15 protein-coding genes are annotated in these 22,878 nt (G+C 31.8%); 3 read left to right on the forward strand and 12 right to left on the reverse strand.

Going from position 1 to position 22,878, the window contains the following annotated elements:
• Window positions 1–75: 75 nt before the first annotated feature.
• Both CLJU_RS18335 and CLJU_RS18340 read right to left on the reverse strand, forming a co-directional pair.
• Window positions 76–2,409: a bifunctional dihydroorotate dehydrogenase B NAD binding subunit/NADPH-dependent glutamate synthase gene (locus tag CLJU_RS18335; protein WP_341349899.1), complete on the reverse strand. Its 2,334-nt coding sequence runs from the start codon at window positions 2,407–2,409 to the stop codon at window positions 76–78.
• Window positions 2,410–2,741: 332 nt separating this feature from the next.
• Window positions 2,742–3,374, reverse strand: coding sequence for a redox-sensing transcriptional repressor Rex (locus CLJU_RS18340; protein WP_013240329.1), 633 nt, complete (start codon window positions 3,372–3,374; stop codon window positions 2,742–2,744).
• 422 nt (window positions 3,375–3,796) lie between these two features.
• Here CLJU_RS18340 and CLJU_RS18345 point away from each other — a divergent pair, with 422 nt between their 5' ends.
• Complete coding sequence (locus tag CLJU_RS18345; RefSeq protein WP_013240330.1) at window positions 3,797–5,710, forward strand: ABC-F family ATP-binding cassette domain-containing protein; 1,914 nt, start codon at window positions 3,797–3,799, stop codon at window positions 5,708–5,710.
• 330 nt (window positions 5,711–6,040) lie between these two features.
• Here the strand turns inward: CLJU_RS18345 and CLJU_RS18350 are convergent, their stop codons facing one another.
• From CLJU_RS18350 to CLJU_RS18380, 7 genes are all read right to left on the reverse strand, one after another.
• Window positions 6,041–6,835 (reverse strand): ABC transporter permease subunit, encoded by a 795-nt coding sequence (locus CLJU_RS18350; RefSeq protein ID WP_013240331.1) that lies wholly within the window; start codon window positions 6,833–6,835, stop codon window positions 6,041–6,043.
• Between the two features lie 18 nt (window positions 6,836–6,853).
• Window positions 6,854–7,771, reverse strand: coding sequence for an ABC transporter ATP-binding protein (locus tag CLJU_RS18355; protein ID WP_013240332.1), 918 nt, complete (start codon window positions 7,769–7,771; stop codon window positions 6,854–6,856).
• Window positions 7,772–8,142: 371 nt separating this feature from the next.
• A complete protein-coding gene (locus tag CLJU_RS18360) occupies window positions 8,143–9,414 on the reverse strand; it encodes a dihydroorotase (RefSeq protein WP_013240333.1) in 1,272 nt (423 codons plus the stop codon).
• A 515-nt stretch (window positions 9,415–9,929) separates the two neighbouring features.
• Window positions 9,930–10,871 carry a 3-hydroxyacyl-CoA dehydrogenase family protein gene (locus CLJU_RS18365; RefSeq protein ID WP_013240334.1) on the reverse strand — a complete coding sequence of 314 codons (942 nt, stop codon included), beginning with the start codon at window positions 10,869–10,871 and terminating at the stop codon, window positions 9,930–9,932.
• A gap of 36 nt (window positions 10,872–10,907) precedes the next feature.
• Window positions 10,908–11,195 (reverse strand): thiamine-binding protein, encoded by a 288-nt coding sequence (locus CLJU_RS18370; RefSeq protein ID WP_013240335.1) that lies wholly within the window; start codon window positions 11,193–11,195, stop codon window positions 10,908–10,910.
• 51 nt (window positions 11,196–11,246) lie between these two features.
• The gene (locus tag CLJU_RS18375) at window positions 11,247–12,017 is read right to left on the reverse strand and encodes a LytR/AlgR family response regulator transcription factor (protein ID WP_013240336.1); all 771 of its coding nucleotides are present in this window, start codon (window positions 12,015–12,017) and stop codon (window positions 11,247–11,249) included.
• Window positions 12,010–13,698, reverse strand: coding sequence for a LytS/YhcK type 5TM receptor domain-containing protein (locus CLJU_RS18380; RefSeq protein WP_013240337.1), 1,689 nt, complete (start codon window positions 13,696–13,698; stop codon window positions 12,010–12,012). Before CLJU_RS18380 ends, CLJU_RS18375 begins: the two co-directional genes overlap by 8 nt.
• Window positions 13,699–14,192: 494 nt before the next feature.
• Here CLJU_RS18380 and CLJU_RS18385 point away from each other — a divergent pair, with 494 nt between their 5' ends.
• Together CLJU_RS18385 and CLJU_RS18390 are read left to right on the forward strand one after the other, a co-directional pair.
• Window positions 14,193–15,986 (forward strand): carbon starvation CstA family protein, encoded by a 1,794-nt coding sequence (locus CLJU_RS18385; protein WP_013240338.1) that lies wholly within the window; start codon window positions 14,193–14,195, stop codon window positions 15,984–15,986.
• 285 nt (window positions 15,987–16,271) lie between these two features.
• Window positions 16,272–18,062, forward strand: a complete 1,791-nt coding sequence (locus CLJU_RS18390; RefSeq protein WP_013240339.1) for a carbon starvation CstA family protein — start codon at window positions 16,272–16,274, stop codon at window positions 18,060–18,062.
• A gap of 82 nt (window positions 18,063–18,144) precedes the next feature.
• Here CLJU_RS18390 and CLJU_RS18395 read toward each other — a convergent pair whose 3' ends face one another.
• The 3 genes from CLJU_RS18395 to proC are packed head-to-tail and all read right to left on the reverse strand — an operon-like array spanning window position 18,145 to window position 22,783.
• A complete protein-coding gene (locus tag CLJU_RS18395) occupies window positions 18,145–21,066 on the reverse strand; it encodes an insulinase family protein (RefSeq protein WP_013240340.1) in 2,922 nt (973 codons plus the stop codon).
• A 22-nt stretch (window positions 21,067–21,088) separates the two neighbouring features.
• Window positions 21,089–21,943: a patatin-like phospholipase family protein gene (locus CLJU_RS18400; RefSeq protein ID WP_013240341.1), complete on the reverse strand. Its 855-nt coding sequence runs from the start codon at window positions 21,941–21,943 to the stop codon at window positions 21,089–21,091.
• Window positions 21,944–21,970: 27 nt separating this feature from the next.
• Window positions 21,971–22,783: a pyrroline-5-carboxylate reductase gene (gene proC / locus CLJU_RS18405; protein WP_013240342.1), complete on the reverse strand. Its 813-nt coding sequence runs from the start codon at window positions 22,781–22,783 to the stop codon at window positions 21,971–21,973.
• Window positions 22,784–22,878: the final 95 nt, after the last annotated feature.

Here is a 22,878-nt window from a genome sequence, read left to right on the forward strand (position 1 = left end):
TATTAAGATAATTTTCAATCAATATTAAAAAAGCTGTACCAGAAATCTGATACAGCTTCTTTATTCAATATATAATTATTTTTTCAGATATTCATCTATAGCCTTAGCAGCTTTTTTACCAGCACCCATTGCAAGTATTACAGTAGCAGCACCTGTTACTGCATCTCCACCTGCATATATTCCTTCCCTTGTAGTGAGTCCAGTCTCTTCTTCTGCTATTAAGCATTTACGCTTATTCATTTCAAGTCCTTTTGTTGTAGTTGATATAAGTGGATTTGGTGAAGTACCAAGAGCCATAATTACAGTATCTACATCTAAATCAAATTCCGAACCCTTTATTGCAACTGGTTTTCTTCTTCCAGATGCATCTGGTTCTCCTAGTTCCATCTTAATGCAGCGTATTCCTTTAACCCAACCTTTTTCATCCCCTAATATTTCTACAGGATTAGTTAAAAGATTGAATTTAATTCCTTCTTCTTTTGCATGGTGTACTTCCTCTGCTCTTGCTGGAAGTTCTGCTTCAGATCTTCTGTATACTATGTATACTTCTGCTCCAAGCCTTAGAGCCGTCCTCGCAGAGTCCATAGCTACGTTTCCGCCTCCTACTACAGCTACTTTTTTGCCTGCTTTTATAGGAGTTGCATAATCATCCCTATATGCTTTCATTAAATTACTTCTTGTTAAGAATTCATTCGCAGAGAATACTCCATTTAAGTTTTCTCCAGGTATTCCCATGAATCTTGGTAGTCCTGCTCCTGAGCCTATAAATACAGCATCAAATTTTTCTTTCTCTATAAGTTCATCTATTGTAACAGTTCTCCCAATTATTACATCTGTCTCTATTTTTACTCCTAACTTCTTTACATTTTCAACTTCATGTTTTACTACACTGTCCTTTGGAAGTCTGAATTCTGGAATACCATATACAAGTACCCCTCCTGCTTCATGAAGTGCTTCAAATATAGTAACATCATATCCAAGTTTTGCTAAATCTCCTGCGCAAGTAAGTCCTGAAGGACCACTTCCTATAACAGCTACTTTTTTGCCGTTTTTAGGTAAAGTCTTAGATAAATCGATATTATTCTTTCTTGACCAATCTGCTACAAATCTTTCTAGCTTACCTATAGCAACAGCATCACCTTTTTTGCCAAGTACACATTTTCCTTCGCACTGAGTTTCCTGAGGACATACTCTTCCACATACAGCAGGAAGTGCACTTGATTCTGCTATTATTTTAGCAGCTTCTTCAAAGTTTCTATTTTTTACCTGTTCAATAAACTTAGGTATAGTTATTGTAACAGGGCACTGGGTAACACACATAGGCTTTTTACAATTCAAGCATCTTGAAGCTTCTTTTACAGCTTCTTCTTCAGTGTATCCCAAGCAAACTTCATCAAAATTAGTAGCTCTAACCTTTGGATCTTGTTCCTTTATAGGTACTCTTTTCATTCTATCAGCTTTATCTTCCTTGTGGCATTCACAGCCTTTTCTATCAAAGGTGTCCCCTTCTTCTTCTTTAAGAAGTTTCTTTCCTTCTTCAGTTTTATACATAGCCTGTCTTCTCATAGCTTCGTCAAAATTTACAAGATGTCCATCAAATTCAGGACCATCTACACAGGCAAATTTTAATTCTCCACCTACAGTAACCCTACAAGCTCCGCACATTCCAGTTCCATCTACCATTATAGTATTTAAACTTACTATTGTTTTAATTCCGTATTGTTTCGTAACTTGAGTTATAAACTTCATCATTATCATAGGCCCTATGGCAACTACACAATCGTACTCTTTATCTTTCTTGTCAATAATCTCTTTTAAAAGATCCGTAACAAAACCCTTATATCCATAACTTCCATCATCCGTTGCTATATATAAATTTCCACAAATTGGTTTCAATTCATCTTCAAATAATAAAAGATCTTTTGATTTACATCCAACTATAACATCTGCAGCAACTCCATGTTCATGAAGCCATTTTACCTGTGGATAAACTGGTGCAGTACCTACTCCACCTGCTACAAACATTATATTTTTCTTCTTAAGTTCTTTAAGATCCATCTCTACAAGTTCTGAGCAATGTCCAAGTGGTCCAACAAAATCTTCAAAATATTCTCCCACTTCATATTTAGCCATTTTTTTAGTTGAAGCTCCTAATGTCTGAAATACAATAGTAACAGTTCCTTTTTCTGCATCATAATCACAGATAGTAAGAGGTATTCTTTCCCCTTTATCATCCATTTTGACTATGATAAATTGTCCTGGTAAACAGGACTTTGCAACTCTTGGTGCCTCAATATCCATTAAGAATATGTTTGGTGATAACTTTTTTTTGTTAACAATCTTGTACATACTTTTATGCCATTTTTTTAGTACATAAATCATAAAATCTATGCCCATTTCCCTTTTCATAGTGTTCGATTTTGCTAATTAGCTACTTTCGTTCGGTCTTCCACTCCAAGGGCGTAAATTCGGATGAAATTCACCCTACAGCATCAGTAAATACCCCCCAATAAGATACATCTGATTAAACGGCTTTTTGCCCCTTTCTCAACTCATATTTGACCTAATATAAACCTATATAATTATATCATATAATTATGAAAATTGCACAAGAAAACAATTACAATATGTTAAAAATATAAACTATATTCATAAATATTGATCATTTTTTCTAAATATTTATGATTTAAATTTATTTTCTAACAAATGAATTTTTTAGCTTAAAGAATTCATTTAAGTTTTTAATCTATGTCATTTAAAAGACATGTCAATGTTAATAAACTATCACTTAAATGAACATTTTCAATCTTTATGCCTTCTGGAGTAACCAAATCTACAGGAGCAAAATTCCAAATACCTTTAACTTTGTTTTTGACTAAAATATCACAAACCTTTTGGGCATTATTGTTAGGTACACATATAACTCCTATATCTATACTACTTTCTTTTAAGTAATCATCTAAATAATCTATATCCCTTATCTCGATATCCCTAATTCTAATACCTATAAGTTTAGGATTTATATCAAAAATAGCTTCTAACCGAAAACCTATTTTTTCAAATCTAGTATAGTTAGCTATAGCCTGACCTATATTACCTGCACCTATTATAACAGTCTTATAAGTTTTCGTAAGACCAAGTATATTGCATATTTGCCCATATAGTTCACCTACGTTATACCCATATCCCTGCTGTCCAAAGTCTCCAAAACAGTTTAAGTCCTGCCTTATTTGTGAAGCTGTGAACCCTATTTTTTCACTTAATTCCTTAGAGGATATTCTATCTACGTCATTTTTCATTAAATCCATTAAATACCTATGGTATTTTGGCAATCTCTTTATAACAGCCATTGATATATTCTTTTTTTTATCCATACTACACCTTCTTCTATATTCTTTGATTTCTCTTAAATACTTTTTTGATTTTTAGAATACCATTATTGTATCTAAATAAATTACTTTGATATATATTTAATTATCCTATTCATACAGACATAAATCAATACATTTATATGTAAATTATATTAATTATTTACATGTTTTATACAATATAGTACTCACTTTTTTAGTTACCTTTTAACATTCGTAAATAATGAGCAGTAACAACTATTATTAATTTGCCTACATTCCCAACCTTACAAATGTACTTGAAAGTTAATTAATTATGATTTCTTTTAAAAATAAATTTAAAACATCAATTACTCCATATTATAATTTTCTAATTATAATTATAACATAGGACTACAAAAAAGTTACTATACATAGTAAAATGTTAATGATTAAGGAAGGTGTTACTAATGGTTGTTTTAAGTTGCAATAATATTCATAAAAGTTATGGAATAGAAATTATACTTGAAAATATAACTTTCAACATAAATGATGGAGAAAAAGTAGGATTAATCGGTCCAAATGGAGCTGGCAAATCCACCTTATTTAACATCTTAACAGGTAAAATAAATTATGACAGTGGAAATTTATTTATAGATAAGGCTAAAACAGTAGGATATCTAACTCAACATCTGTCATTGGATTCTTCAAATACTATATATGACGAGATGCTTACTGTGTTTCAGGATCTAATTAATTTAGAAAATAAGTTAAATAAATTAGAAGCCTTGATGAACGAACCTTACGATGCCAAAAATGAAGAGTATAGAAATAAATTGATAGATAAATATACCACCTGTTCAGAGCTTTATACGAACAGGGGTGGTTATACCTACAAAGCTGAAATAAACAGAGTTTTAAGTGGATTAGGTTTTCAAGAAAATGAATTTCTCGATTCTATAACTGTGCTAAGCGGTGGGAAAAAAACAAGGGTGGCACTTTGTAAACTGCTTTTATCTAAACCTGATATCATTCTTTTAGATGAACCTACTAACCACCTGGATCTAGACGCTATAGAATGGCTAGAAGAATATTTAAAATCCTATAAAGGTACTATCATAATAATATCTCATGATAGGTACTTTTTAGATGCTATAACTCAGTCAACTATGGAACTCATAAATGGTCATATAAATTTTTATAATGGAAATTATACTACTTCTTTGGAGTTAAAGCAAAAAAATTATGAAGTCCAGTTAAAAGCTTATAATATGCAGCAAATAGAAATAAAAAAGCAAGAAGAAATCATTGAAAAATATAGATCTTTTAACAGGGAAAAAAGCATAAAGGCAGCAGAAAGCAGACAAAAGATGTTAGACAAAATTGATAGACTAGCTGCTCCTGACAAAGATGAAAAAATTAAAGGTATAACATTTAAAACTCAAATAAACAGTGGAAATGATGTACTTCACGTAGAGAACTTGAGTAAAAGTTTTGATAAAAAACTATTGTTTAAAAACTTAAATTTTGATATAAAAAAAGGAGAAAAAACAGCTCTAATTGGTGAAAATGGTAGGGGAAAAACTACACTTTTTAAAATAATTCTAGGCAAATTAGAACAGGATGATGGCCTTTGCAAATTAGGTAAAAATGTGTTGGTAGGCTACTACGACCAAGAACAATCTGACTTAAATATTGAAAAAACAATTATAGACGAAGTATGGGACAGTTTTCCAAAACTCACCACTACAGAAATAAGAAATGCTCTAGCCAGCTTTTTATTTACAGGAGATGACGTATTTAAAAAAATATCTTCTTTAAGCGGTGGAGAAAAATGCAGGATAAATTTATTAAAGCTTATATTGTCTAAATCTAACTTTTTACTTTTAGATGAACCTACAAACCATCTTGACATAACATCCCGTGAGGCTTTAGAAGAAGCTTTATTAAACTACGATGGCACCGTGCTTGTAATTTCTCATGATAGGTACTTTTTAAATAAATCTGTCAATAAAATATATGAATTAAATGAGAATGGTGCAAAAGAATACTTGGGTAATTACACCTATTATGTTGAAAAGAAAAAGAATCCCTTGAGATTCGAAATGGAAGAAGAACAAAGTTCAAAGACTAAAACTCAAATACAACATGATAAAAAAAAGAAAAAAGAACTTGAAAAGTCTAAACGTGAAAAGAAATCTAAAGTTAAAAACATTGAAGAAGAGATTTCAAATTTAGAAGACCACGTACTTGAACTCCAGAAAAAACTGTGCCTAGAAGAAGTTTATTCTAATCCTGAAAAAAGCAGTGCTGTAAACAAGGAACTTTTAGATACACAAAATGAAATAGAAACTTTATACGCTGATTGGGAGAACATATTATAGAGTTTCTAAACAAAAATAAACTTATGCTCCGAATATTTTTACAACCACAAGTGCAATTAAATATTTTGATAAATCTAAGCAGAAAATTTACAAAAACCTAAAGACTTTTGAAAACTCGTACCTCAGACAATTCAAAAGTCCTAAGCTTTTTCATAAATTTTCAACTAAGACTTATATACAAAATATTTAAATGTACTTGTTTATTGTAAAATATTTCTACGCATAAGTTTATTTTTAAGTTAGAAACAGCTATAAATTGTTGATATCTGCACATTAAAGGTAGTTTTTAACTTGAATTTAAAGTACATTCAAAGAATTACAAACATATATTTAAATCAATTTCTCAGGAACAAATTTAGAGGAAATCCTTTTTATTAATAGGTAATCAAGTACTAAAAGAACACCACCCACTATAAGCATTACAAGATTATTGAGTAAAAGTATACCTGTCATTTGAGCTACTAATATAAGAATCACTGGAATGACAAGAAGGCCGCTTACCTGTTGTGCTTCCTGAAAGGTTTCTGATTTTGCCGATACCATAACAGTAAATGTTAGTGATAATAAATTGATTGCAGGTGAAATCCAAAGTATGATTATAAGCCATTTTATGTCTGGAAAAATAAGTCTTCCAAAATAGATAAAACCACCTATATTACATATGATGCCAAAGACTATAAATGAAATGAAAGTCACGATGTAAGATGGCACAAAAACACCTAAAATCTTAGCTCTAAGCAGTTGTTCCATGGATATTGGTGTGTAAAGCAGGGACTCCAGCGTTTTATGCTCTTTTTCTCCCACAAAACTACTGGCTCCAATAACTCCTGAACACATTATTGGAATTATGAGAAAATATGATGGAAACATAAAGTCTATACTTACTTTTATTAAAAGCTTAGCTGGAGCATATGCTGCATATTCAGGAGGCAATTTTCTTAGGAGAGGCGCCATTTTTGTAAGCATACTTGAATCATTTCCAATAAAGTTCGCACCAATAAATATTCCTAATGGTATGATTACAATCAAAATAATCGGTACAATCGTCATAGGCATAATAACCCGTTTTGAACTTATTATTTCATTTATATCTTTATAAATCAATGCTTTTTCACTTATATCCATACTCTAACCCCTCCAGACTTATAAAGTTACATCATTAGATGTGCCTTTTATATATTTAAAGTACAGTTGTTCTAGTGACCATTTCTTCTGCATGGCCTCGTAAATTTCTCCACCACTTGTCAGTATACCTTGTATCAGGGTATTTACCTCTTTGTCTCCTAAAATAGCTTTGCTATATACATCATTACCCTCATAAATAAATCCAAGTTTTTCCGAAATATTTTTTCCCCTAATTTTTAATTGAAGAGCCGCATTTTTCCTTAAAGCAAGTTCATCAAATGTGCCTAAACCAAGGATACTACCATTATTTATAAAACCATATAGTGTGCAGATATCTTCAGCATATTTTAATTGATGGGTACAAAGAAATATTGTAACCTCGTTTTCCTCTGCAAGTTCTTTTATAAGCCTTGTAACATTAAATGCATTTTCTGGATCTAAACCAGAAGTAGGCTCATCAAGGAATAAAATCTTAGGATTATGAACTAATGCTATAGCCAGAGAAACTCTCTTTCTCATTCCCGTACTGAAAGATTTTACCTTTCTATTCTTTACATCTAATAACTCCAGCCTTTTCAATATAAAATCAGTACGTTCATTAAGCAATTTTTCACCCATTCCATGCATTTTGCCAAAAAATATTAAATTTTGCTCAGCAGTAAGGTTTTCGTAGCAGAAAGAACTTTCGGTCATAACACCACATAATCTATGAATCTCAATATTACTTTTTCCCACAGGTATCCCTAAAATTTCAGCATATCCTGACGTTGCTGAAAGAATTCCATTAAGAATTCTAACTGTAGTGGTTTTTCCTGAACCATTAGGGCCAAGAAATCCAAATATCTCGCCTTTTGGTATACTTACACTTATATTATTCAAAGCATTAAGCTGCCCATCATAAGACTTTTTAAGATTTTTTATACTTATTGCATTCACTTTTTTCACCTAACCTTTCCTTCAGTTTTTTCTTGATTGTTGTCTCGTCTATACGAGTATTTGTTCCATTAGAATTATTATCATCAAATCATTTATCTACCTTATTAAAATATTCATTTCTTTCTATCGCCTCTAAATAATATTTTAGATGTTGACCTATTTCCCGTAAATGGAGTTGTAGTTGATCTTAGTTGAAAAAATCAACTTATAGGAAACATGATTTCATAATTAAAGCCCTGCTTCTTTTAATTAAGCAAGGCTCATATACATAATATTTCATTGATACTTTTTGCAACTTGACATTTATTACTTCTATTCTGAGGCATTTCACTTTTTATGTCACCTTTTCACCTTATTTCTCAGATAACACACTATTTTTCGTCTTTATACACAATAGTTCCCTTATATATTGTTCTCTTTACTTTTCCATACAACTTTTCACCTATAAAAGGAGAATTACAGGACTTAGAATAAAAGTCACTTACCACATATTCTTCCTCAGGATTAAATATTATAATATCTGCCCTATGTCCTTCTTTTATATATCCCCTATCCAATTTATATAATTTTGCAGGATTTACAGTAAACTTTTCTATAACATCCATATAATTTAAATATCCTGGTTTAACCAATTTTGAAATTGCAAGAGAGAGTGCAGTTTCAAGGCCTATCATTCCACTTGGTGCTTTAGAAATTTTGCCTTTTTTTTCTTCCCTTGAATGAGGTGCATGGTCTGTAGCTATTATCTCAATTGTATTATCTTTCAATGCCGCGATTATAGCCTTTCTGTCACTTTCCATTCTCAAAGGTGGATTTACTTTTGCATTTGCTCCCTTTTTTAAGACTTCTTCTTCTGTTATGCTAAAATGCTGTGGTGTTGCCTCTGCCGTTATATTTGCACCCATTTTTTTTGCCCATCTAACAAGTTCAACAGATAAACCAGAACTTATATGTTGAATATCAATTTTTGCTTTAGTTGATATTGCAAGTGCTGCATCTCTTGCAACAAGCACATTTTCTGCTTCTTTTGGAGAGCCTTTTATATCTAATGCATCTGCTATTTTCCCTGAATTTATTCCATTTTCACTTATTAGTTCCGAATCTTCTTCGTGAAAGCTAAGAACTACATCAAGCTCTCTTGCCATGTTCATAGCCTCAACTGCTGTTTTTGAACTTATAATTGGTTTACCATCATCAGAAAATCCTACTGCTCCAGCTTCCTTTAACTTTTTCATGTCTACAATTTCTTTTCCAACCATTCCTTTTGTTATAGAAGCTACCTGAAGTACTTCAATTCTTGCCATTTTAGCCTTGTTCAATATATAGTTTAAAGTCTCAACATTGTCTACCACCGGTTTAGTATTCGCCATACATATAACCGTTGTATATCCTCCCCTTGCGGCTGCATTTGCTCCAGTAAATATATCCTCTTTATAGGTAAAACCAGGATCTCTAAAATGACTGTGTATATCTATAAAACCTGGAGCAACTATGCAAGAAGAAGCATCTATAATATTATCTACGTTTTCTTCATTTATGTTTTTGTCAATTTTTACTACATTTTCATTATCTATTAAAATATCCATATTTTCATTTAATTTGCTCAATGGGTCAATAACATATCCGTTTTTTATAAGTATCATTCCAAATCCTCCTACTATATTCATAAGCTATTTTGCATTTATTCTACCAGAAATAAGTGTCTTTAGCTATCTATTTCATTGATAATACAAAAACTGCCGACAAAATATATTTGCCAGCAGCCTGTAATGTAGAGTTTCTAACTTAAAAATCAACTTTTTTTGAGAGGACAATTGACAGAGGACAGTGAAGGAATATTTTTCTCCGCTGCACTACGAAAAATCTCTAATTTAAAAGAAACTCACGTTTTTTGTTTCTAAAAAGTACTTTCTGAGCAAGCAATTATCTGAAAATCACAGATTTTAGAGCCTGCTTAAGCGATGTTTTGCATTAGCAAAACAAGCTTAAGAATAAATTAGTTTTTTGACGTAAGGAGGAAAACTCACCTTCATTGTCCTCTGTCCTCTGTCAATTGTCCTCTTGAAAAAGTTATGTCGTAATTTTTTTATTTTCTTATGTTAGAAAGAAAATTATCCTTATTTGATATTTAAACTTTGTACTTTGTTATTTAAAAACTTTATTTTCCCCTAGAATCCCTCTCTAAAAAGTCTAAAAGTACTTCTGTACGTTCTTTTTGTTTCTTTTCTAAAACTTCTGGTGTCCAATTATAAAATCCTTGTCCACTCTTACTTCCCAAATTTCCGGCTTCAACTTTATCCTGCATTAACTTAGAAGGTTTCGTATAATTACACAAATCTTTAAATAAATATGAAGATATATTGTTAAATATGTCCAATCCTCCCAAATCTGCACTACATAATGGGCCTGTAACAGGTAATCTTCTTCCATGGCCATATTCCATAGCTTTGTCTACCTCTTCTGGTTTTGCCCATCCTTGCTCTACTATATACAAAGCTTCTCTAAGAAGTGCAAGTTGAAGCCTATTCCCTATAAAACCCAAACACTCCTTTTCCATGCGAACAGCTTTTTTACCTATAAATTCAACCCAGTTCATGATTATTTTCATTGTATCCTGTGATGTTTTTTCTCCTGGTACTACTTCTACCAATGGAATCAGCTGTGGTGGATTCCAAAAGTGGGCAATTGCCACTCTTTCAGGGTACTTTGTATTCTTAGCTATAGCTGTTGGACTAAGTCCTGAAGTATTACTAGTTAAAACTACATCTGGTGAACAAATTTCATCCAACTGCCTAAAGATATCCTGTTTTAGCTCTAAGTTTTCAGCTAATGCCTCTATTACAAAATCAGCATCTTTAGCAGCTTCTTGAATTGTTTTAACACCCTTTATTTTACTTAAAATTTCTTCACATTTTTCATCTGACAATTTTCCTGCAGCCTTTAAACTATTTAAGCTAGATTTTATATTATTAAATCCTCTTTCCAAGCTTGCATTAGATCTGCCATACATAACTACATTTAATCCTGCTTTTGCAGAAAGTAATGCTATGCCATGTCCCATAGTTCCAGTTCCTAAAACTGCTATGTTCTTTATATTCATTATTTTTCATCCCTTCTTAACTATAGCAATTGCTGACTATCTATACTTTCCAATTTTCTCTTTCATTGTTACTCCTGTTGGCTTATAATCTATTTTTACTACAGATGCAACTCTCTCTGCACCTGCTTCTGTACATATACTTTGAGCCTTTTCTACTATTTTCAGAAGTTCACTCAATTCACCTTCCATAGTAGTTTCCATAGGTCCTACTTCATACTTTACCCCAGTAGAAGCTATATACTCTATAACTTTATCAACAACACCATACAAATCCTTATCCTTCACTACAGGTAATACTTGAAGACTTACATTTACTACTGCCATAACACATTTCTCCTTTTCATAATTTGATTTTTTACTTAGAAATTTTATAGTTCATATCTTAAGCAATTCTCTCAATTTTTTTACTTTACTTCTGCTTATAGGAATTTCTGATTTTTCTTCATCATCCATAACCAGCTTGTAAGTTCCATTAAACCAAGAATATAATTCTTTTATATTATCCATGTTTACCAGGTAGCTCCTGTGACACCTAAAAAAATTAGTTTTCTCTTCTATCTGATAAAGAGTTGTCCCAACCAGATATCTGTCACTTTTAGTTTTAACATAGGTTTTATCATCTTCTATATAGCAATAATAGATATCCTTTACATTTACTAATATTATCTTCCCTTGCCTCTCACAAGGAATTCTTTTTACCAAATTACTCTCTTTGTCTATTTTACTTACTATTTCATTTAATATATCAGGTATCTTTTCATTTTCTGAACTTTTTTCACGCCATTTGCTAATTAATCTTCTTATAGTAACAGCTATTCTCTTTTCATCAAAAGGTTTAAGTACATAATCAAGGGCATATATTTCAAAAGCCTGAACTGCATATTGTTCATAAGCAGTAACAAATATTATATCTATTGACTTATCAAATTTTTTAATAACTTTTGCCAACTCAATACCATTTTTTAAAGGCATATTTATATCTAAAAATACAGCATTTGGCTTTTTATTTTTTATAAGATCTAGTCCACTTTTACCATCATATGCAATTCCTTCTACACATAAATCCTCATATTTTGATATTATATAATTCAATTCCTCCGCAGCAGGAATCTCATCTTCTACAATAACACATCTCAGTTTATCCATTTACTGATGAAACCTCCTTCATTGATATGAGGAAACTAATTTTAGTTCCATTATTTAAAGAAGTTTTTATGCTTAGCCCATGGTCTTCCCCATATAATAGTTTTAATCTTTCATTTACATTCTTCAATCCTATTCCAGGCCATTTAGTTAAAATTTCATTTAATCTTTCATTGCTCATACCTACCCCAGTATCTTCTACTGAAAATAATATGTCTTTATCCTTAAAAGATGCCTTAAGATATACACTGCCACCTTCAGGTTTGGGCAGTATTCCATGTTTTATAGCATTTTCTACAATAGGCTGTAATATGAATGCAGGAACCTTCGCTGTCATCATTTTATCTGGTATATCAATAATTAACTTCAGCCTATTTCCAAATCTAGCTTCTTCAATAGAAATGTATGATTTAGTAAATTCTAATTCATCTTTTAAATAGGCAAAATCCTCTTCTCTCTTTAAAGTTTGTCTAAAATAATTTGATAAATCTATAATAAGTTCCCTAGCTTTAGAAGGGTTTGTCCTACAAAATGATGATATGGTGTTTAAAGCATTAAACAAAAAATGAGGTTGTATCTGCGATCTTAGTGCTTTAAATTCTGCTATGGATGCTTCTTCTGCCAATTTATTTAGTTTATATAATTCTATCTGGTTAGAGAGTAAATCGCTTAGTTCTTGTACAAATTGTATAAAATAATTGTTAATATTTTTTTTTGACTTCAATCCAAGCCCCAGCACTCCTTGAAAACCAGAGTTTGGTATATTAAATGGTGCACATACAAAAAACATCTGTCCTTCATTTATGATTTTATAAACAGGAAACTTATCACACTTATATATACTTTCTCTTAATTTTATCTTATTTATGTTTTTAACAGAACAAGTCAAAATATCACTTTTATCCCCTATAAGTATTCCATCAATATTTGCTACTTCATATATTATTTTTGATATATTTTTAGCTGTTTCCTCTCCAAGTCCTTTTCTCATATATTTTACAGTTCTCTTTGCAATGTTTAAAGCCTTTTGGGCTTCTATAGCCCCAACTTTATTATATTCTTCCTTAACACTTTTTATTATACTTATAAAAATAACAGTACCTAATGAATTTATAAGTATCATTGGGACAGCTATAATTTTTACTAATATAAGTGCACTTATAAGAGGTCTTGCAAATATTAAAATTATTATCATTTGAAAACACTCCGCAACTATGGCAGCAAAAAATGCGTGCTTTACATTAAGGCTTTCATCCTTGGAATATTTTCTTGCAATACCCCCTATAAGCCCCTCTACTATAGTTGCAATAGTACAGGCAACAGCCGTAAACCCACCTAAAGCATACCTATGGACTCCTGAAATCAATCCTACTATAACTCCAATTAAAGGTCCTCCAATATATCCAGACACTATGGCTGCAATAGGCCTTGTATTAGCTATAGCATCATGCATTCCCAGATACCCCAAAGCCATAGTTTCTGAACTAATATTATTAGCTGGTTCTACATTTACACCCGTATAATTACTTAAAATACCTAATGTACTAAAAAATATTACAAGTAAAATTTTATCTACAGTTCCCAGCTCATCTTTAATTAATTGTTTTAAAACACTAGAATGATTGTACATATATGCAGATAATGCAATTAAGGCCATGTTCTGAAGCAATTTAAGATAAATCAAAGTATATCACTCCTCGTATAATTATCTATGAGAACTAGCAGAAACCAACTATTTGAACTTTTATCCGATGACTACCTGCTCTAATACTCCCACGCACACAGCAAAAGCGACTATCACCAAATCAAAGATTTGGGATATCTGCTTTTCTCTAAGTGTGAGTAAAGAGCAGCTACGTCCCTGGATAACGATTTCTAAGCATCAGATGGAGTCAAAACTCCATCTGATGTCAAGAACTCTGTTTATGCCTAAAAAATATAATAGCACCCCTTATATTATAATAACAAAATTTAGTTGCTTTGTTAACTTTATTATATAAATACCCCTTACCGATTACCGTCTATTTTCGACTATTTATCATCCTTTTTTACCATTTTAGAGTGCATTAGTATGAAAACGAATAAATTCGGACTATTATGAATATGTAATAACGTTACCATTGCTATTTATTAATCAATTATTTTAATTTATCAAAAATTTTACAAGGAGGTACTTATATGAACTCTATAGTACTAGTAATTATAGGAGCTTTAGTTTTAGTTATAGGCTACAGACTTTATGGATCATTTTTAGCTGCAAAGGTCTTAGTTCTAGACGAAACAAGAGAAGTTCCCGCTAAAAAATTTGAGGATGGACATGACTATTTGCCTACAAACAAATGGATGCTTTTAGGTCAGCACTTTGCAGCCATTGCCGGTGCTGGACCACTTATAGGACCAGTTTTAGCAGCACAATTTGGATATCTTCCAGGTACACTTTGGATTTTAATAGGTGGTGTACTAGCTGGAGGTGTTCACGATATGGTTATATTGTTTGCTTCAGTTAGACAAGATGGTCAATCAATAGCCGAAATTGCAAGAAAAAATTTAGGCGAAAGAATGGGTTATATTACATCAATTTCTGTCATTTTTATACTAATAATTACTATGGCGGGCCTTGGGCTTCCAATAGTAAACTCTCTTGCCAGTAGTCCATGGGGAACTTTTACCGTAGGTTTTACTATTCCGGTCTCAATATTCATAGGTATTTATCTTAAATTTATAAGACCAGGTAAAATAGGTGAAGGTACTATAATTGGTATGGCACTTATATTATTAGGAGTTATTTTAGGACCAACTATCCAAAGTTCAGCACTTGCTCCATATTTAACTTTTAATGTAAAGCAAATGTCACTTATACTTGCTATATATGGTTTCTGTGCAGCTGTTCTTCCTGTATGGCTCTTACTTATTCCAAGAGGTTACCTAAGCACTTACATGAAAATTGGAGTTATGGTGGCACTTGTAGTAGGTATTGTACTTGTAAGACCAGAACTTCAAATGCCTGCTCTTACTAAATTTGTAAATGGTGGAGGACCTATAGTTCCAGGTAAAGTATTTCCATTTATATTTATAACTATAGCCTGTGGTGCTCTATCTGGTTTCCATTCATTGATAAGTACTGGTACAACCCCTAAGCTTATTGCCAATGAAAAGGACATTTTAGCTGTTGGTTATGGATCAATGATTATAGAATCTTTCATAGCTTTAATGGCATTAATTGCTGCAACTTGCCTTCCAACTGCTGATTACTTTGCTATAAATTCAACACCAGCTTTATTTGCAAAACTAGGTATGGTTCCAAAAGAACTCCCTATGCTGCAGCAGTTAGTAGGAGAAAACTTAGTAGGAAGAACTGGCGGTTCAGTATCATTAGCTGTTGGTATGTCTTATGTATTCTATAAAATTCCTGGACTTAAGGGATTGATGTCTTACTGGTATCATTTCTGCATAATGTTTGAAGCATTATTTATACTTACTACTATAGACTCAGGTACTAGAATAGGAAGATATTTATTTCAGGATTTATTCGGGAAATTCTGTAAGCCTCTTGCCAAACAAGACTCCTGGTTTAACATAATATTCTTCAGTTTGCTTATGTCTTTCTGTTGGGGATACTTACTGTGTACAGGTAATATATCTACAATATGGCCTCTATTTGGTGTGGCAAATCAAAGTTTGTCAGCTATAGCCTTTGCAATAGGTACTTCAGTACTTATAAGAATGGGCAAGAGAAAGTATATACCTATTACAATAATCCCTATGGCATTTATAAGTGTAGCTACTTTAACTGCATCAGTTGAAAATATAACAGGAAACTATATTCCAAATCATAAAACTGCACTTACAGTTTTATCTATAATTCTCATAGCTATAGTAATAATTATACTTTATGAAAGCATAAGACACTGGATTAAAGATTTAAAATCCGGAGATTATGATAATCCTCAAGAAGAAAAAATAGTTGGATAAAGTTTATCCTTAAAAGTTTTATTCACAGTGTGTATGAAAATATATTCACACTGTGAATTTTTTTATAAATTTTTCACACTGTAAAATTCAATTATGCTATTCAACTTATTGTAAATACCATTCACATGTTATTTTTGTCCATTCGCATCCGTTTTTTTGCACTTTGGAATATTTGGGTATGAAAATCAATAAATTCAGACTATTATAAATATGTAATAAAATTCATATAATTAATTATTAATGAATCATTCATAATTATTAATAAATTAAAAAGGAGGTTTTTATATGAATTCTATAGTACTAGTAATTATAGGGGCTCTTGTATTAGTCGCGGGCTACAGAATATACGGATCATTTGTAGCGGCAAAAGTTCTAGCATTAGATGAAACAAGAGAGGTTCCGTCTAAAAAGTTCGAAGATGGACATGATTATGTACCAACTAACAAATGGATACTTCTTGGCCATCATTTTGCTGCAATTGCAGGTGCTGGGCCACTCATAGGACCAGTTTTGGCAGCACAATTCGGATATCTTCCAGGTACACTTTGGATTTTAATAGGTGGTGTACTAGGCGGTGCCGTTCACGACATGGTTATCTTATTTGCTTCAGTTAGACAAGACGGACAATCTATTGCCGAAATTGCCAGGAAAAATCTTGGTGAACGAATGGGTTACATTACATCAATTTCAGTTATATTCATACTCATAATAACAATGGCAGGTCTTGGACTTCCTATAGTAAACTCTCTTAACAACAGTCCATGGGGAACGTTTACAGTTGGCTTTACTATCCCAGTGGCACTTTTTATAGGTATTTATCTTAAATTCTTAAGACCAGGTAAAATAGCTGAAGGTACAATTATTGGTATGGTACTTATATTACTTGGAGTTATTTTAGGACCAACTGTTCAGCATTCAGCCTTAGCACCATATCTTACTTTCAATGTAAAACAAATGTCACTTATACTTGCAGCTTATGGTTTTTGTGCAGCTGTACTTCCTGTATGGCTTTTATTACTGCCAAGAGATTATTTAAGTACTTATATGAAACTTGGAGTTATGCTTGTCCTTGCAATAGGTATTATATTTGTAAGACCAGAACTTCAGATGCCTGCTATCACTAAATTTGTAAATGGCGGAGGTCCTATAGTTTCAGGTAAAGTATTCCCATTTGTATTTATAACCATTGCCTGTGGTGCTCTATCAGGTTTCCATTCATTAATAGGTTCTGGTACTACACCTAAACTTATTTCAAATGAAAGGGATATACTTCCTATAGGTTTCGGTTCTATGCTTCTAGAATCCTTTATAGCTTTAATGGCATTAATTGCTGCAACTTGTCTTCCAACAGCTGATTACTTTGCTATAAATTCAGCACCAGCTGTATTTGCAAAACTAGGTATGATTCCAAAAGAACTTCCTATGCTGCAGCAGCTAGTAGGAGAAAACTTGGCAGGAAGAACTGGTGGATCTGTATCTCTCGCAGTTGGTATGTCCTACGTATTCTATCAGATTCCTGGACTTAAAGGATTGATGTCTTACTGGTATCATTTTTGTATAATGTTTGAAGCATTATTTATACTTACAACTATAGACTCAGGTACTAGAATAGGTAGATACTTACTTCAAGATTTAATCGGTAAGTTCTGCAAGCCTCTTGCAAAAAAAGATTCTTGGTTTAACATAATATTCTTTAGTTTGCTTATGTCTGTATGTTGGGGTTATCTATTGTATACAGGTAATATATCCACTATCTGGCCTCTATTTGGTGTAGCAAACCAAAGCTTAGCAGCTATAGCCTTTGCAATAGGTACTTCAGTACTTATAAGAATGGGCAAAAAGAAATACATGCCAATTACAGTAATACCAATGGCATTTATAAGTGTGGCAACCTTAACAGCTTCAATTGAAAATATGACTGGCAACTACATTCCACATGGTAACACTACACTTACAGTATTATCTCTAATCGTTATGGCCATATTGATAGTCATACTTTACGAAAGTATCAGACACTGGGTTATAGATTTAAAATCAGGAAAGTACAACAATACACCTGAAAATAGCGCAGTTTAATAAAATGCTCTACATAGTTATCCACAATGTGAATAACTATGTAGAGTTTATTTTTCGTTTAGAAACTCTACAATGGATTTAACTATTCAAACAAACTAACCATATTATTAAAGATATCTTTATTTTCTTTTATTTTTTGTTCATTTCCAAGTACACATACATTATTTTTATTCATTACACTGGAAATAAGTTCTGCAAATCCTGCTATGTCCTCAGGCTTAGTGCTTAGTATTTCTTCTCTTTCCTTTTGTAGGTCATCATAACTTATGTGTCTTATATAGTTCTCAGCAGCACGTTCTCCCTTCATAGAAGGTGACAGTGGAAAATCCAAATCTGATATAGTACCTATTATATATTTGGTCATCTGTCTGCTGTCTGCCTTAAAGTTCGCAAAGAACTTACTTGCATTATCATATACCTCAACAGTATGTTTCAAATTCGGATCTCTATAGGATGTAAAAAACATGTTTCCATTTCTCTGAAAAGATGCAAAGCTTCCGTAAGCTCCTCCTTGAACTCTTACCTGATTCCATAAATATTCATAATTAGCTATGGATCTCAATACCTGAAGACTTCCACTATAAGAGTATCCAAGATCTATATAGTTATAAGCTTTAGCTACATATTGAACTTTAGATGACGTCATAAGTCCTTCATTTTTAGGCTTCAAATCAAAATTATACTCTACTTTACATATCTCATTATCTTTTAATTCATGAAATAAATCCTTAGAAGCACTTTTAAAATTACCATAATCTTTCTCACCACAAGTTATATTTACAGTCAAGTTATTTTTATTAAATATATTATTTGAAACTTCCTCTAATTTTTTGCTTATTTCCTCTGACTTACTATCAAAATTCTTTTCTAAATCTGATATAAATTTATAAAACTCTAAACCACTGAGCATATCTTCATATTTACTTATAGGTGAAAAATAAGATGAAACATGATTTGCAGCTACTACATGGCCTCTTTCAAAAATAGCCATCTCTATTCTAGATTTAGTTTCCTGAATTATTTCTCTCAATCTCTTCTTTTCTTCAAATTTTGTATGATTTATTACATCATTCAATATTGAAATTAACTTTGGTAAATTATCCACAAGAACCTTTGATCTTACTACAAACTTAGGATAAAATTTGTGGCTATTTCCATTTTCTCCAAAAGATTGAGCAGAATAACCTATTCCACCTGTATATATATTTATTTCTTTGGCCAATTCTTCATAATAACAATTTTCAGTGCTGACTTTTCCAAGTACCGCACTTAAAAGTGATATATATGGAATAAGTTCTTCCTTTACTGTATTACTATCAAAATAAAGGTTTAAATAATAAATTCCATTGGTAAATGTCGGATAAAATAGTACTTTTACTTTATCCTCTTCCTTTTCTTCAAGTTTCAATCTCTTGGCCTTTGGATCTATATCTGATATGGACAAAAGTGGTATTTTCATCAAATCTTCCTTGCTGTCTCCACTTTCCTGTCTCTTTTTCAATTTTTGAGTATCTTGTATTATCTTTTCTAATTCACTGTCTGAAAGTTTCTTTTTAAAATTACCTAGCTTTTCCTTTAGTGCTTTTTCCTTCTTTTCTTCAAGACCCTTTTCAGGTTTGACTATTACCATAGACTTATGGTTGTTTTTTAAAATATATTTATCTATAAGTTTTTCAAAATAATTGTTGTCTAATTCAGATTTTATCTTATCCAATACTTTCTCATAATTTAGGTGAATCCATGGTTTTTCACCATACAACCAGCTATCCATAGACTTCATTCCATATATTAGTCCCTTAGGATATCCCCTATAATCTGCTTCTCTAAGCTGAAATTCCTTTATATTCAAAGAGGCTTCTACAAGCTTTTTATCGATACCCTTATTAACCATATCCTTTAAAGTAGTTTCAACTACCTGCTTAAATTTATCTTTTTCACTTTCATTAGAATTTTTACATACTATTCCAAGCATAGGCTGAAGCATACTCGGTTCAAATACTCCAAATACATCCTTTCCTATATTGGCATCGATTAGTGCCTTTTTTAAAGGTGAAGATGGAGTTTCTAAAAGTAAATGCTCCAGTATGTCAAAAGCTAGGTACAACTCACTGTCCACAGCTTTTCCCACCGAATAATTCATACTTAAAAATGTTTTATCTTCTTCTCTTTCACTACTTGAAATAGGATATTTAATTGTCATCTGTCTCTCACTACTAAAAGCAGCCTGATTTAATATAGTAGAATCTACATTTTTTCTAGTAAAGTTACTTAAATACTCTTCATCTAAAAATTTCAGTTTTTCCATAATGTCCATGTTACCATACAAATATATATAACTATTTGATGGATGATAATACTTATTATGAAATTCTACAAACTGCTGTTGGGTTAGTTCCGGTATCACATCCGGATCTCCTCCAGATTCTACTCCATATTGAGTATCTGGATAGAGAGATTCCATCATTTTTCTAAGAAGTATGGACTCTGGCGATGAAAAGGCACCTTTCATTTCATTGTATACTACACCTTTATAAGTTAAGTCTTGGTCTTTGCTGTCAAGTTCATAATGCCACCCTTCCTGCATCATGATTTCTGAATACTTGTATATATTAGGATAAAAAACTGCATCCAAATATACGTCCATAAGATTTACAAAATCCTTGTCATTAACACTCGCTACAGGATACATTGTTTTATCTGGAAATGTCATCGCATTTAAAAAAGTATTGAGAGAACCCTTTACTAGTTCTACAAAAGGTTCTTTTACAGGAAATTTTCTTGAACCACACAATACAGAATGTTCAAGTATATGTGGAACACCTCTGCTGTCATCCGGTGGCGTCCTAAAGCTTATTGAGAATACTTTATTGTCATCTTCATTTTTTAGGAAAAATAATCTAGCACCACTTTTTTCATGTTCAAAAAGCATTCCCTCAGAATTTATCTCATCTAATCTTTCCTTCTCTAGTAATTTAAAGCCATTGTATGTTTTTCCTAAATCCATATCAATTCTCCCTTCCTATTATTTACCCCACAATCCATTTCTCTAATTTATCATAACACTGTGAAGCTTCTTTATACCCTTGATTATATAGTTCAGTGAGTTTATTTTTATCTTTTTCTATTCTCCTAACTTTAAGCTGCTCTTTAGGCCTTATCACAAATACCTTTCCTTCTCTTTCAAGTTGTTCTATATAGCTTAAAGTATTGTTGTATTTTTTATGTCTGTCTACCATTGCATTCACTAACCCTTTATAATTATAGTATATTTTGTTCGCTAAAAATTTCATCCTAAAAGGCTTTTTTACATAATCTTTATTTCTAGTTAAGATAATTACATTTTTATTATTCCCATCTTTTATAGATTTTTTTATAGGTATGGGATCTGAGATTCCTCCATCTAATAAATTCATCCCCCTAAATTTTACTATAGAAGCCATAAAGGGTAAGCTGCTAGAAGCTCTTATCACATTAAATATTTCTTCATCTAAACATTGATTTTTATCAAAATATACAGGTTCACCTTTATCGCAGTCTGTAGTTGTTATTATAAATTTTTCATTTGCATTATAGAAAGATTTTTTATCAAATATCTCTAGTTTATTTGGTATTTCATCAAATATAAAATCTACTCCAAAAAGTCCCTTTTTAAATATCAAATTTCTGCAGCTCAAATATCTGGAATCATTCACATAGTTTATGTTTATCTTTTTGTTTCTTCCCTTTTGTCTTGAAATGTATGAACATGCATTACAAGCTCCCATGGATACTCCTATAACATAAGGGAAATACAAATTTTTCTCCATAAAAAAGTCTAATACTCCAGCAGTGTATAATCCTCTCATACCTCCGCCTTCTAAAACTAATCCTATACCTTCCATATGTTCTGCACCTTTCTTACTATAAGATCAAACACGCTTTGACATTTCAATTGATTTTTCTGTACATTTTTTCACAGCTTCAATAACCGTTCCCCTAAAGTTATTTTTTTCAAGTGAATAAACTGCATCTATAGTTGTACCTGCTGGAGAACATACATTATCCTTGAGTATTCCCGGATGCTGTCCTGTCTCAAGTACCATCTTTGCTGCACCTAAAACTGACTGTGCTGCAAATTCATAGGCCATTTTTCTTGTCATTCCACTTAAAACTGCACCATCTGCCAGTGCTTCTATAAACATATATACATAGGCACCTGAAGATCCACTTACACCTACAACTGCATCCATAAGTTTTTCATCTACTATTTCCGCTTTTCCTAAGCTTTTAAAAATATCCAGCGTAAAACTTAAATCTTCTTCTTTAACTACATCATTAACACATACTGCAGTCATACTCTCACCTACTTGAGCAGAGGTATTTGGCATGGTTCTTATTATAGGTAATTTCTTTTCGAACCATCCTTCTACAGATTTAATATCTACACCTGCAGCTATAGTAACAATAACTACATCTTTTTTTATTTCATCTTTTATTTCTTCTATAACTTTCTTATATACGTTTGGTTTTACACTCAAAAAAAGCAAATCTGAAAATCTAGCCACTTCATCATTGCTTTTAGCTGTCAAAATTCCGTATTTCTCTTCAGTAGATTTAAGTTTTTCATAAGATCTATTACTTGCCATTATATTTTTACTGTTAATTAATCCTGACTTTACTATTCCGCCAATTATAGCTTGAGCCATGTTTCCACATCCGATAAATCCAATATTTTTGTTCATCTTCATACCTCTTTCCTATAAATTTACACCGCTAAATTGTCATTATTAATATATTCTAACATAACTGGTTAAGTTAGTGAAGTTAAGCTATAGAG

The organism is Clostridium ljungdahlii DSM 13528 (assembly GCF_000143685.1).
GTDB classification, from domain to species: domain Bacteria; phylum Bacillota; class Clostridia; order Clostridiales; family Clostridiaceae; genus Clostridium_B; species Clostridium_B ljungdahlii.